Raw genomic sequence first — 13261 nt, forward strand, 5'->3', positions numbered from 1 at the left:
TTACTTTTGGAGCATATGTTATAATAAAAGGAATCAGGATAACGAAGTGCTAAGAATACGAAGAGAATATATAATAATACTAAAAAGGTTACATAGAAGTATGAGACAACAAAGAGAAACACTAAAAACTTATTTTGAAAGAGGAGATCGTCCTACAGCGTCTCAATTTGCACAACTCATTGATTCATATGCGCATCTGAATGAACTTAATTTCGGATTAAAAGTACGTCCTTCGGGAACCTTAAAAGAAAAGTTCTATCACTTTTATGTAGCAAGTAACCTCCCGACTCCTGAAGGACATAAAATAATAGAAGCTCCATCTGGAAGTACTCCAGCAGTATTAAATGGGTATACACATCTATCGAGTCGGCTTATAAAATATAAACAGTTAGTGTTTACTATAGAAGGCGCTATTGATTTGGTAAAGCATCAACCTAAAATTATTATAGAGCGCTATAAACAAAAAAAGAAACTAACCAGTGGTTATATAAAACCAGCAGGATTTTATAAGGAAAAAGTAGAAGATGCTGCATTGTGGAATCGGAAATCAGAATATGAAGTAACAGCAAGAGTGATGATGATAGATTTAGAACCTATTCATTATTTTAAGCCTAATACTAGCTTCGGCGATTTTACGCCTTCGGGAACGATACGAAGAGAAGGATCTTTTAAATATTCAAGGCATTCGAAACCGTTTGTCCCGATTCAGGTAAAATTACAAATAACGATAGATACTGTAGCATACACATCACATCCTATAGATTTAAAAATCCTTTTAGGAAGTGGTGATATAAACGACGCCATAAATTTTGCTTTTGATTAAGCAATATGTTCAGACATAAAAATAACCTTAACTGGGTAGGATGCCTTTTACAAGACAGACCTTTGTAAAAATAATAGTCAGGCGATCTGTATCATGTGGGATAGCTTACGTTGGCAAGTTATTATGTACACCAGTATTGAAAAAGGTTCTTTAGTAAGATACGAGTGTATCTTTGTAGGTAACGGTTTACTTCGGTAAATCAATATTTACTCAGGTATACGACGACTCGCTAATCCCTTTGTAGATACCGTGCGCATACGTAATGAGACATTGTAAGTGAATACATACATACTTTTCAATTGATTATTAGTAGGACTGTTGATAGCGAAAGACTCTATGCGACAAGGTGCTTCGGCATCTTTTGTGAGACTTTCCCCAAGAATGAGCAACCTTGCAGTTAAGGTTTTTTTAGTGAAATACTATTTTAAAGTGTTGCAAAGCTACACATTTAAAATAGCTAGTTGAACTCATTCCGCTTTTTCAGCGGGATCTAATCCCTTCTATTTTTAATCTGATACCAGGCACGCGGGATGCAAGTAATATGTTATTTCTTTTCGCTTTAAGCGAAATTAAAAATAATCACATCACCTTGTTTGATTTTATTCATAGTATACAAGCTATACACTACGAGAGAACAAATTAACCCTTAATCCCAGGCTGTTTGATCTCAAAGCCACCTTCATCAGCTTTTGCTTTATCAACCATTGCTTTTACATCCCGTAATAACTGCTTAGCATCATAGATGATACCGTCTTTGATGGTATATTTTACACCGCCTGCACGTATCACTTCGTTGTCTTCAGTAAGTTTGATAGCTCCTGTTCCGTACAATACTTTTAGGTTTTGCAACGGATTTTCTTCTACGATCACAAAATCGGCGAGTTTACCTACTTGTACAGACCCTATTTGATCATCCATACGTAAGGCTTCGGCGCCATTAAGGGTTGCTGCTCTAATCACTTCCATAGGGTGGAATCCAGCTTCTCTCAAGAGCTCTAACTCTCGTATGTATGCAAAACCATATAATTGAAAGATAAACCCAGAATCGGATCCTGCGGTCACACGCCCCCCGCGGTTTTTATACTCATTGATAAAGGTCATCCACAAGCGGTAATTTTCGCGCCAAGCGACCTCTTCTTCGGTTCCCCAAAAATGCCAGTAGGATCCATGAGAAATTTTACTCGGTTGATAAAAACGCCATAGCGACGGTAGGGTATAGTCTTCATGCCACTCTGCACGGCGAGCTCTCATCAAGTCCCGACTCGCCTCGTAAATGTTAAATGTTGGGTCTAAGGTAAAATCTAACGCGAGTAATTCTTCCATCACTGCATTCCAATGATCTGAGTAAGGGGCAGCGGCTTGTTGCCAAAGGCGTCCTGCCTCCCCAAAACGGTGTTGCTCATTATTATAATTATAGTCCAATGGATAGTTTTGTACGGTACGATCTGTAAAAAGTGCTTCAGGTAATCCATACCAGTGCTCCATAGAGGTAAGTCCGGCTCTTGCTGAATGTAATACGTTCCATCGGGCAACGCTCATCTGAGCATGGTGCATGGATGAGGTAAGTCCTAATTTTTTATTTTCTTCGAGAGCGGCTTGCATCACATGCGGTTCTGCACCAAAAAATTTAATCCCGTCTGCTCCTTTTTGTGCATTGGCACGTACCCATTCTCTGGCTTGTTCGGCGGTGGTAATTGGGTTTTTGCTTCCCTGTCCAAATCCTGTATGCGCCACAATACGTGGGGCAATAATTTCGTTTTTTGCCGATCTACGTTTCAGATCTAATGCGTAGTCAATCCCTCTTCCAGAGGGTTCTCGTACCGTTGTCACACCATGTGCCATCCATAGTTTAAAGACATACTCCCAGTTGGCGCCTTGTGCGGTGCCTCCTATGTGACCGTGCATATCAACAAAGCCAGGTAGCAGATACATCCCGTTGGCATCTAGTTCTTTGCCGCCACTTTTTAATTTCGGACGTTTGGATGCATCAATAGGAACACCAGGATAGCCTACCACTTTTATTTCTTTGATGATGTTGTTTTCTACGACAATATCCACAGGACTTATTGGCGGTGCGCCATCTCCATTAATTAAGGTAACGCCTCGGATGATTAATTGATTAAATGGGCCTTGTTCTGTTTGCGCTCCTGCCTGTTGTGCTGTATTTTGAGCACTTACGGCAGACAGGTTCGCGAAAGCGTATACCGACACAACAAATATGAGGGTAAGAAAGAATTGTTTTTTCATGGGTGATGGTGTATCTAGGATGGATTTTTACTCGATAATCGAGATTTAATTTCTACGAGGCTTATCTCGAAATGGAATGGTTTTTTCTAAATACATCTCGTGGACTTGCCCTAAGGTAGTTTATCAGTATAGTAACCTAAAACTCTGGGCTATTTTTTCGCCCGCTTCTGTGTCCTGATCATAACAATAAATGGTAGTTTCGTAAATGATCTTTTTTTCAGGATGGTACATGATAACGACAAAAACAGGAGTTTCTGTATCGCCGTCTATATCGGTAGCTCTTACATAATAGCCTTGAGAGACAGTATTTAATCGTTGTGCCGTGCGTACTTTATAAAGGCTTAATCGAGAAGCAATGACTTCGGTGGTTTTACCAAGATTCACAAAGTAATCGCTCGCAACTTCATTTGGATAAAAAATCTCCGTATCAACGGCAAGGTCGTCATTTTCATAGCCAACCACACGGTCAGACTCTGTATCATAGACTTCTATATCTGCTGTTGCTTCAAACGCATAATAATATTTTTCTGAGGTGAATGTTTTTTGAGCAATTCCTACTTGGCAGAGTAAGAATAAGAAAACAGCTGTGGAAATCATCTTTTTAGTCATACGTATCAATAGATTCTGTTGTTTTTAATAAGCTATAGCGTGTATGCTATTGTCTAAAGATACGTATTGTGATTGAAATGGAATAGGATGTTTTTCTTGAAATTGACTATCAGTTATTTACAGATTTTTGGATATTCACTAGCTGAAAAGAAGGAACTAAAGTCTTAATCACTAGGTATTTTTAGTTGTTCTCCCAAGGGCCATCGGTAAAAATAGGCTCAAAACGAGCTCCTTCTTTACGAAAAAGACCTTTCCAGCCACCTGCCCAGATGTTTCCGTCCTGATCTTGAAAAATACATTGGATAGCATTGGTATCAATTTCTTCAGGCTCTTTATAATTTGTAAAGGAAGTTCCATCATATTCATATATGCCGTGATTTTCAGCAGGAAACCAGATGTGACCACTCGTGTCTTCATAAAGACTCCAAACTTCATCGCCAGCGATGATCCCTTTTTCTGTAAAATTAATAAAGCCGCTACCATCATATTTACTCACGCCCTTGTAGTGGGTTGCAAACCACATATTCCCTTGACGATCTTCAAGAATATCATTTACAGCGTTGTCAGCAAGTCCGTCTTTTTTTGAGAGATTGGTCAGTGATTTTCCATCAAAAATATATGCCCCTTCGTTGGATCCAAACCACATACGATCTTTGCTATCTTGCATGATACTATGTATGATTTTAGAACTGCTCACACCTCTTTTGTGATCTGCTTTTGATTCAGGAAGGGGAAAGTTAGTAAATGTGGTTCCATCAAATTGGTTAACTCCTTGATAAGTGGCTATCCAAAAGATTCCTTTGCGATCAATGATTATGTCCCATACATCGTGATGTACTAATCCGTCTTTTTCTGTGTAATTGGTAAATGTAGTGCCGTCATATTTGGTAATACCTCCAGAAGTCCCAAACCAGACATTTCCTTCTTTGTCTTCTATGATTGCACGCACGGCAGCGCCACCAAAACCATTTTTGGGATTAAAATACGCTAGTGTTTTCCCGTTGTATCGTGCAACGCCATCACCATTGGTGCCAAACCAAAGATGCCCATTTTTATCTTGAAAAATTCTTCGTACAAAATCACTGATTTTTGGAGCTGAAAGTGGAAGTACCATATGTTCATAAGCTTGAACGGTTGGTTGTGCTGATTGTTTTTTTGAGATAGTGTCTTGTGTGGATGTGTCATTTTTTGGTGTTTGATGATCTTGACCATTACAAGATACAAGACACATAAAAAATAGGAATAGAATAGATCTCATAATCACAGTTTGAATTTCCTTTTTGCATACTGTATTGTTGCTCATAATACGGGTTGAATGTAGATGTACTCAAACTTACCCTGAAAATCGAATATATTCACCTTCGCAATTGTAAAAAAAATGTCAAAAAAGTGTCATTGACTTTATGGAAACACTTATTCCTCTTCTTCAACTGCCTTGTATCCTTCTTCTATGATAGCGTTTGCTTCTTTTTTTACATCTGACTTTACGTCTTTAACCTCTTCTTTTTGTGGACCTGTCACTGTGAATTTTGAGAAAATAGGCAAATGATCAGATCCTACATCAGTGAGTGTTTTAATTTTATTGACTTCTATTCCATTTGAGCTAAAGATAAGGTCAATAGGAATTCTAAAGATAACAGGTCCCGCAGGGAAAGACCCGTGAATACCATTTTTTAATCGCGCATCTTTCATTCCTGAAACTTTGGAAAATAACTTTGCACTTCGTGACCAGCATACGTTATTAAAATCTCCTGTTGCGATGGCCGGTATTTTTAGTTCTCTAATCAATTTTGCAATTTTCATCAATTCTCCATCTTTTTGTCTTGAAGTTGGTTTTTCGGTGGGACTTGGTGGAGGAGGATGAATCCCAAAAAAGACAAAATTGGAATTGGTTTTGTCTTCTAAGTGAACTTCGATGGCGGGTGTTTCATCAGATATGAAATAATGTTCTTTAACACTATTCACTTTTAATTTGGTATAAAAGTGCATCCCATACCTATTTTCTTTTGGGATTTTATAGGTAAAAGGGTAATCTGTTTCGATTTTCCCTAAGGCTTCTTCCCATGCCTTGTTTGTTTCCATCGTTAATACGATGTCGGGTTGAATGTCATCAATTAATTTGATAAGCTTTTCATACTCCTTATTCTTTTGCAAGACATTGACACTGATGATGGAAATGGTTTGTGCATTGTCTAGTTGTTTATGACGAACCTTCTTAAGAGGTAAGTAAGGTAAAATAATAGAAGTTTGATATATAATAGCAATAAATAATGCCACTAGCGAGAGTAATAATGCGATATTATTTTCTTCAAATAGAAACAGTCCTAGGATAAAAAGAAGTATTTGTAAGAATAGGAGTTGCATCCGTATAAAATCAAATCCTCGGAATGACCAATGTGTTATGCTAAAAGCTGGCAAGAAGCATACTATAGAAAATAGCAACGATATGATGATAAATGTATTGATCAAATAATTTGTTTAGAATGAGTAGTTTCTACTTAGTTGTACAGTCTTATTGCCTAAACACCTAGTTTTAGCAATACATTTCGCTAATTTACTAAAAGAAAGTTGATCATCAGAAAATCTGTTCAATGCTTTTGTTTTAACGTTCTACTAAGATTTGTTGCTAATGATACAGTATGTAGTAGGGTTGTGTCCGCTTTCGCGAAAGCGTAATGACGCATACGTTTATGCTTAGCTTAGTTGAAGTATGTGAGCGAACACTTCTTTCTAAATGACATCAAATTAAATAGCATTTAAAAATGCGCCTAAATCCTGCTCTTTATCTAATCCTAATTTTTTCTTTAATCGGTATTTTGATTTCAGGACACTATCTGGGAGCACATTAAACATAGAGGCTATTTCTTTGGTCTCTAAATTCATTCTTAAAAAGGAAGCGAGTCGAATTTCTTTTTCAGAGATATCATTGGCAATTTCTTTTAAGCGAATGTCAAAATTGTTGTGGACTTCAGAGAAATAGGATTTGAATACTTCCCAGTCTTTATCTTCGGCACTTTCTTTTTTGAGTAAAAGCACCAACCGCCTAAATTCTATCTTAAACAACTCTGGAGATTGTTTGATTTTTTCAAGGTTTTCTTTTAGTTCTTGAATAAACACATTTTTTTGAACTAGATGTAAGGTTTGGGAGGTAAGTTCTTTTTTCTTGAAGGCTATTTCTTGTTTTAGAACAGCTTCCTGTTTTTCCTGTGCTATTTTATTTTTTTTGATACGTTGTTTAAAGCCAAAGTAGAGTAGGCCTGCTATTGCCAAAAAGGAAAACATCCCAATTCCAAAGAGTGTTTTTGTGAGTTGGTCATTTTTAGCTTGGAGGTTTAATGTTTTAATTTCTTTGTCTTGCAGTAAAATTTCTGCTTCTTTTTTTTCAGTTTGATACTTTATTTCTAGTTCGCTTAATTTATCTATGTTCTCTTTTTTATAGATGGAATCATTGAGTTGTTGGTATTTTTCTTTGTAGAGATACGCATTTTTATAATCTCCTAATGCGACATAGGCACTAGCGACATTATTATAATCAGCTACAAGAATAGATTTAGAATTAGACGCTATTGAATGATTCATCCCAACAATGTAATAGTCAAGTGCTTTTTGGGGGTTCTTATTTTTTAAGCTGATTCTTCCAAGGTTTCGTGCATTAAACGCCATGCCTTGTTGACTTCCTAGTTTTTTAGAAATGGCGTATGATTTTTCAAAATAGGGTTTTGACTTTTGAATACTATCCATTTCAAAATATACGGTTCCTAGACTATTATAAGTATTGGCTAATTTGAATTCATTACCTATGCTTTCATAGTAGGCGATATTTTGCTCAAAATAGGGAAGGGCTTCTTGGTAACGTTCTAGCCATTTCATATTCTCCCCAAGATTATGCCTTACTTGTGCCAGCCGTAAAGGCGAACCTTCCTCCAATGCAATTTTTTCAGCTTTTTGATAATACGCTAGAGAGCTTTTATATCTTCCTAATGCAGATTGTGTATTCCCGATAGAGAGATAGTTTCCGATGAGTTCTGTTTTATTGGGATTGAGTCTTTCATTTATTTTGGCGGCTTCCAAAGCCATCTCTAGCGCCCCTTCAAGATTTCCTTGATAGAAGAGGACTCTTGTCATATTATTATACACTTTTGCAACACCTAGGCTATCGTTATTTTTCCCATATAGTTCGGATGCTTCTTGGTAGGCTTTTTCAGCTGCTATGAAGTCGGCTTTCACACTGTAATAATTACCTGCGTCCATTTTAGCTCTTGCCAGTAGTTCCGGTTTCCCTAAGCGCGTTGCTAGGGTTATTTCTTTATCTAGGTATGATGTTGCCTTCTCAATATCCGATCGAACAAGTAGTTGTATTAATTCGCTATAGGTATACACTTTTAAAGAATCTGCTTGTTTTGATACAACAGTTTCTAAACTGTCGATTACTTTTTGTTGTTGGGCAAACATCCCATAAGACACAAAAAAGAGTGCTAAAAAAAGGATACGGAAATTCATAAAAGAACTGATTAGTTATCGGACATCTAAGATACTCTATCTTAGTATATGGTTGACATAACAAAACACACAGGTCTATGTCTGTAAACCTTTTTGTCTGTGCTTTGTCCATGCTTTCTAGTTCTTTAAATAAATATAATTTATTGATTATTAGTTATTAATGATTGTATGGTGTGCGTAAAATATGCTTGTGCTATATATGAGATTTTATGGGTTGTCCATGCTTTGTCCATGTTGAAAATTAGATTTCTGCTCGCTTTCTGTATAATTTTAACTTCATATTAATTCGCAAAACACAAACAATGAAAACCGCAACATGTAAACAACTTCAAATGAAATATAGTGTACTTATACTACTATTTTTATGTATATCTATAAGCTGTAGTAAAACTGACGATGGCCCTTCTGGTCTAGGAGACGGAGAAGTAGAGCAAATCAATGGCATTTCTGCTGATGAATTAGACAATTATCAAGGAGACTTAGGTATTTTGGTAAATACAAGAGATTTGGTAAAGAAGGGCTATATACCTGCCAAAGTTGATATCACAACTACTGCTAGTGAAGGAAATTATGATCAACAAATAGATATTGACCCTTTTACTAATATTGGCAAGTTATCTATTTCTGTAGAAGATCTAACCGAAGCAGCCGAAGCAGAACTTAGAAATGGCGTCGGATTGACGTTAGATATTTTGGATGCATCAAACAACGAAATTACTTCTGAAACCTATAGCTTAACTTCTTTTGAAGAAAATGGAAATGAAATAGACATAGATGCTAGTGCATTAAATTATCTATCGCAAGAGCTATATTTTCAGGAAGGGATGCGCTATTATTTACAGCTTGTCAGTGCAAACGGCAGTTATAATACAAATGTCGTTTGGAAACCCTCAAGTGCTCAGGATAATAATGTGGTTCTACAACGTAGGTCTTCCTCTTTTAATGCAGGAACTACCTCTGAGCAGTATCATTTTCATAAGTTTCAAGGAGATGAAAATACGTTTGCCATTTATTCTGCCAATACAAATCGGTATTTAGCCACAGATTCTAATGATAAGACCTTTAGACAATCTGGAGCGATCTCATTTCCTACTGGTCTAAATGATAATAGTCTGCATCCTCGATACCGATTTATTGTTAAAAAAGAACAGAATGGTCTTTATACAATTAATGACATCAATGGAAATCCTATGCGAGAATTTGCTAATAATGGTAATATTAGTTGGAGAGCTATAAACACAGGAAACATACAATATTTTAGAATTATTGCGCTAGATGTTGCATGGGAAACACAGGTGTTAGATACAAAACATTTACAACCCATCTTACCAGCCGTTGAAACGTCTTTTGGCTTTAATAGCACCTTACGTAATTGTGGTGCGGGTAATTTAGAGCAAGAAGTAGGGGTGGAGAGTGAAGTAGTCACGACCTATTCTACCTCGTTTCAAGAGAGTATTGGTTTGAGTGGTAGAGTTACAACGAGTGTTGAAGCCTCTGTGAGTGCCACGGCAGAAGCAAGCTTTTTTGGAAATGGCGGTTCGGTTACTGGGGAAGTGTCTGCTGGCGTTGAGGTTTCGGTGGAGGCTAGCTCGACAACAACTATCGGAAACGAACAATCTACTAGCAATACCACTTCGATTTCTTCTAGACGAACAGTCACAGTCCCAGCAGGAAGTGCTTCTCTGGTGTATGATGCTTACCAAACGTACTCTAATGTTAAAGTCCCTTATGTCAAACGTTTTAGATTAAAAGGAACAGGAACGAATGGTTCTGGTCCCATGTCTGGCCTTGATATTTTGACGCAACTCGACATGACTAGTTTTTCAGGAACAGTAACTACAGTGGGTTCTGATTTTGTGGAAGTAACCATACGAGGCGCTATGATTTTAGACAATATTGTCGACACACAAACCGAAGTAAGAGATGTTGCAGCGAATTGTGATTAATTAGTTTTAAGCTTTGGAATGTAAGAACGGTAACGTATCAACGTTGCCGTTTTTTTATGGAAGTTCTTTTTTGTATGATGAATAGGACCGCTTTCGCGAAAGCGGAAATATTTTAAAAATCATTAGGCGTACATAAAATAGCAATATTCCTAGATATAATCTATACGCATCTATCAACATTTCAGCCCTCAAAAACAACATTTCAGCTATCCTTTTTCAGGAAATTGTAACAAATATTTTTTTTAACCGTCTTTTAAGTATCAATCAATAAATCAAATAATCATGAGAACTGAAACAAACAAGTATCCAGAACCCCCAAAAAATTATAGACGTAATAAAGTACTAGGCATCTATGTTATTTTAACCACAACGTTTATAAGTGCGTATACACTAGTCCAAATAATGACAGTTGTATAAAAGACAAATTCTGCGTACAAGTACGCAGAATTTGCTCTTCATCATAGCAGATTTTGATGTCTAATTACATCAAAGGGATGAAATATACCCTCTTTGTCGAAGAAGAATCTAACTCCTTACAACATATCATCAGAATATGTAGGGATTTTTATTACTTAGTTAATACCTAAAAAAATAGCTATCTCATCAATAGCTATTTTTTTGTAGTATGAGTTTTAGTTTTAGGAATACGCTTTTTCGCTTCAATACCGTATTTTAGCATATCTAAAACTTTTGATCTATGCGATATCTATGTATCTCTTTGTTCCTTTTTATAAGTTGTTTTACAAGTTGTAAAGACGCTACGACTCCTGTCACACCAGAAGCTACTGTTACTACTACCTATTATCTAATACGCCACGCAGAAAAAGACCGTAGTGATCCTGAAAATAGAAATCCGTCGCTTACGGAAGAAGGAATCGCAAGAGCCAATAACTGGGCTTCTACTTTTGAAGATGTTCCATTTGATGCTGTATATAGTACAACATATGCACGTACACAGCAAACAGCAATGCCTACCGCTACACAAAAAGGATTAGAGATTCAATCCTATGATCCTAGAAATTTATTTGATGAGAATTTTCAGAATGCTACACTTGGCAAAACCGTATTGGTCGTCGGTCATAGTAATACCACACCAAACTTCGTAAATGCGATTATCAAAGAAGATCGTTTTCAAGATATTGATGATTCTAATAACACAAACTTATACATCGTCACCCTTACAGGAGACAAATCCTCTACGCAGTTATTACATATCGATTAGTTAGCCCCCTAACCCCCAAAGGGGGAATTCTTATCATTTACCACTATCATGAACAAATTCTAAATTACAGTTCCTTCCCTCAGCGAGGGAAGGTGGCTATATCGAGGTACGAGATATGGACGGAAGGGAGAGAACATGAAATTTCACACAAAAGTTCATAAGGATTTCACTTCACAAATAGCGTATTGCTCTATTTTTGAAAACCAAAAGCTACCCCCTTTCCCTTTGGGAGAAGGTTAGAACTTGTGCTGAACTCGTTTCAGTAATTAGGGAATCACTGACTCACTAACGGCGTCACCTCTGGATTTTCTGTAGCGATGGTAGATAACAGAATGAGTTCGTTATTTTCAAATTGAGCATCTAAATCCGTTAGTAGCGGAAACTGTGTCTTAGGCTTATAATTGCGATAATCTACAAAACGTACTCCGTTAATCATACGCTCATTAAATGCTTCTCTAAAACGCGTACCTCCTTCATCCACTTGATAATTATACGCAAGATAATCTACCGTAAAATCTTTGGTGGAAATCCAGTACATGTATTGATCTTGAAAATCTTCACCACCTCCTTCTTCATCAAAAGTAACTTTGACACGATAATAAGATTTCCCCTTTACATCATGGATATCAACCAACGTTTTAGTGACTGCAGGATCATTCAAACCGTAGGGTAATACAGAAAAATAATGAACAGAATTAATACTGTTGGCATACTTCTGTTTCATACTATCGGGTACCTGAATGGGTGCGCTTTCGCGAAAGCGTATAAAGTCCCCTTCACTGTTTAATACATCACGTTCTAATAAACAAGCAACATCACGGCATCTCTCAAAAATACGGGAGCCATCCTCGCGTTTGGCTCTGTAATAATAATCTCTAAACTTAAACTGAATCTCTGCGTTTTCAATGGTGGACCCACCACTTCGTGCGATCGCTTGGTCTACGATTTCTTGGACTTCAGGTGTTTTTGGAGTGCAAGCACTGGTCAGGAATACGAAGATGAAAATTGAGCTACTTAGAAAAAAAAGAAGATATGATCGTGAGGAATGTGCGTTTTGTGATGGTGTCATAAGGACAAATATAGTTTCTTATAAAATGGGGATCTCTAGTAAGTCTCAAAAGTAGCATTTTCCTTACATTTGTAATCATGTCAAACAGAGTAAATATACTAAATAAACGGGCACGCTTTGAGTATGAGATCTTAGATAAACTCACTGCGGGAATCGTTCTTGTAGGAACTGAGATTAAATCGATACGAGAAGGAAAAGCATCTATTGCCGAAAGTTTTTGTGAGTTTAATGACCAGCAAGAACTTTTTGTGATCAATATGACCATACAAGAATATTCACATGCTACGTATTTTAATCACAAGCCTAAAAGCGAGCGTAAGTTATTATTAAATAAGCGCGAACTCAAAAAATGGGAGCGTGAGGTTAAAAAATCAGGACTAACGATTGTACCGTTACGTTTATTTACTAATGAGAAAGGGTTTGCCAAACTAGAAATCGCACTTGCAAAGGGTAAGAAAAACTACGACAAACGTGAGGTTATTAAAGATCGCGATAACAAACGTGACCTAAGCCGCATCAAAAAAGCCTATAATAACTAGCCTCTAACCCCCAAAAGGGGAATAAAAAAACATAAAATCTCATTTTACAACTAGATCAAAAGCTCCTTCCCTCAGCGAGGGAAGGTGGATATATCGAGATACGAGATATAGACGGAAGGGAGAGAAAAGCTCCTTGAATCTAGGAGAAATAAATATAATGTAATCGTTTTCTCCCCCTGGGAGAAGGCTAGTGCCTGTGCTGAATTTGTTTCAGTAATGAAGGCCACCATTCTCCTAAAATAATCACAACTAACATTTTTTTAAGAAGTTAACGTTAGGAAGTATAGTTTCTTTGAAACGCTAACA

At 36.9% G+C, this 13261-nt stretch carries 11 protein-coding genes; 5 read left to right on the plus strand and 6 right to left on the minus strand.

Annotated features, from left to right (window positions below):
* Positions 1-100 precede the first annotated feature (100 nt).
* On the plus strand, positions 101-823 hold the full coding sequence (locus ACFO3O_RS10810) for a hypothetical protein (protein ID WP_379978627.1): 723 nt from the start codon (positions 101-103) through the stop codon (positions 821-823).
* A 639-nt stretch (positions 824-1462) separates the two neighbouring features.
* On the opposite strand, the gene ACFO3O_RS10815 is transcribed toward ACFO3O_RS10810, so the two are convergent.
* The 5 genes from ACFO3O_RS10815 to ACFO3O_RS10835 form a co-directional block, all read right to left on the minus strand.
* A complete protein-coding gene (locus tag ACFO3O_RS10815; protein ID WP_379978628.1) occupies positions 1463-3070 on the minus strand; it encodes an amidohydrolase family protein in 1608 nt (535 codons plus the stop codon).
* 123 nt (positions 3071-3193) lie between these two features.
* Complete coding sequence (locus ACFO3O_RS10820; RefSeq protein WP_379978629.1) at positions 3194-3667, minus strand: hypothetical protein; 474 nt, start codon at positions 3665-3667, stop codon at positions 3194-3196.
* A gap of 193 nt (positions 3668-3860) precedes the next feature.
* Positions 3861-4937: a ligand-binding sensor domain-containing protein gene (locus tag ACFO3O_RS10825; RefSeq protein ID WP_379978630.1), complete on the minus strand. Its 1077-nt coding sequence runs from the start codon at positions 4935-4937 to the stop codon at positions 3861-3863.
* A gap of 155 nt (positions 4938-5092) precedes the next feature.
* A complete protein-coding gene (locus ACFO3O_RS10830; protein ID WP_379978631.1) occupies positions 5093-6148 on the minus strand; it encodes an endonuclease/exonuclease/phosphatase family protein in 1056 nt (351 codons plus the stop codon).
* A 276-nt stretch (positions 6149-6424) separates the two neighbouring features.
* A complete protein-coding gene (locus ACFO3O_RS10835) occupies positions 6425-8179 on the minus strand; it encodes a tetratricopeptide repeat protein (RefSeq protein ID WP_379978632.1) in 1755 nt (584 codons plus the stop codon).
* 302 nt (positions 8180-8481) lie between these two features.
* Between ACFO3O_RS10835 and ACFO3O_RS10840 the strand changes: the two genes are divergently transcribed.
* The 3 genes from ACFO3O_RS10840 to ACFO3O_RS10850 all read left to right on the plus strand — a co-directional run bounded on the left by ACFO3O_RS10840 (position 8482) and on the right by ACFO3O_RS10850 (position 11347).
* Complete coding sequence (locus ACFO3O_RS10840) at positions 8482-10125, plus strand: hypothetical protein (RefSeq protein ID WP_379978634.1); 1644 nt, start codon at positions 8482-8484, stop codon at positions 10123-10125.
* Between the two features lie 282 nt (positions 10126-10407).
* Positions 10408-10542, plus strand: a complete 135-nt coding sequence (locus ACFO3O_RS10845; RefSeq protein ID WP_379978636.1) for a hypothetical protein — start codon at positions 10408-10410, stop codon at positions 10540-10542.
* A gap of 280 nt (positions 10543-10822) precedes the next feature.
* Positions 10823-11347 (plus strand): SixA phosphatase family protein, encoded by a 525-nt coding sequence (locus ACFO3O_RS10850; RefSeq protein WP_379978638.1) that lies wholly within the window; start codon positions 10823-10825, stop codon positions 11345-11347.
* A 274-nt stretch (positions 11348-11621) separates the two neighbouring features.
* On the opposite strand, the gene ACFO3O_RS10855 is transcribed toward ACFO3O_RS10850, so the two are convergent.
* Entirely contained in the window at positions 11622-12416 is a 795-nt protein-coding gene (locus ACFO3O_RS10855) for a DUF6503 family protein (RefSeq protein ID WP_379978640.1), read from the minus strand.
* Positions 12417-12493: 77 nt separating this feature from the next.
* Between ACFO3O_RS10855 and smpB the strand changes: the two genes are divergently transcribed.
* A complete protein-coding gene (smpB, locus tag ACFO3O_RS10860) occupies positions 12494-12955 on the plus strand; it encodes an SsrA-binding protein SmpB (protein ID WP_379978642.1) in 462 nt (153 codons plus the stop codon).
* Positions 12956-13261: the final 306 nt, after the last annotated feature.

This window comes from Dokdonia ponticola, from assembly GCF_042653865.1.
Lineage (GTDB): Bacteria > Bacteroidota > Bacteroidia > Flavobacteriales > Flavobacteriaceae > Dokdonia > Dokdonia ponticola.

Excerpts from the sequence above, each read along its gene's own strand:
- ACFO3O_RS10810 (WP_379978627.1), top strand. The coding sequence starts at position 101 with ATGAGACAACAAAGAGAAACACTAAAAACTTATTTTGAAAGAGGAGAT.
- ACFO3O_RS10815 (WP_379978628.1), bottom strand. The coding sequence starts at position 3,070 with ATGAAAAAACAATTCTTTCTTACCCTCATATTTGTTGTGTCGGTATAC.
- ACFO3O_RS10820 (WP_379978629.1), bottom strand. The coding sequence starts at position 3,667 with ATGATTTCCACAGCTGTTTTCTTATTCTTACTCTGCCAAGTAGGAATT.
- ACFO3O_RS10825 (WP_379978630.1), bottom strand. The coding sequence starts at position 4,937 with ATGAGATCTATTCTATTCCTATTTTTTATGTGTCTTGTATCTTGTAAT.
- ACFO3O_RS10835 (WP_379978632.1), bottom strand. The coding sequence starts at position 8,179 with ATGAATTTCCGTATCCTTTTTTTAGCACTCTTTTTTGTGTCTTATGGG.
- ACFO3O_RS10840 (WP_379978634.1), top strand. The coding sequence starts at position 8,482 with ATGAAAACCGCAACATGTAAACAACTTCAAATGAAATATAGTGTACTT.
- ACFO3O_RS10845 (WP_379978636.1), top strand. The coding sequence starts at position 10,408 with ATGAGAACTGAAACAAACAAGTATCCAGAACCCCCAAAAAATTATAGA.
- ACFO3O_RS10850 (WP_379978638.1), top strand. The coding sequence starts at position 10,823 with ATGCGATATCTATGTATCTCTTTGTTCCTTTTTATAAGTTGTTTTACA.
- ACFO3O_RS10855 (WP_379978640.1), bottom strand. The coding sequence starts at position 12,416 with ATGACACCATCACAAAACGCACATTCCTCACGATCATATCTTCTTTTT.
- smpB (WP_379978642.1), top strand. The coding sequence starts at position 12,494 with ATGTCAAACAGAGTAAATATACTAAATAAACGGGCACGCTTTGAGTAT.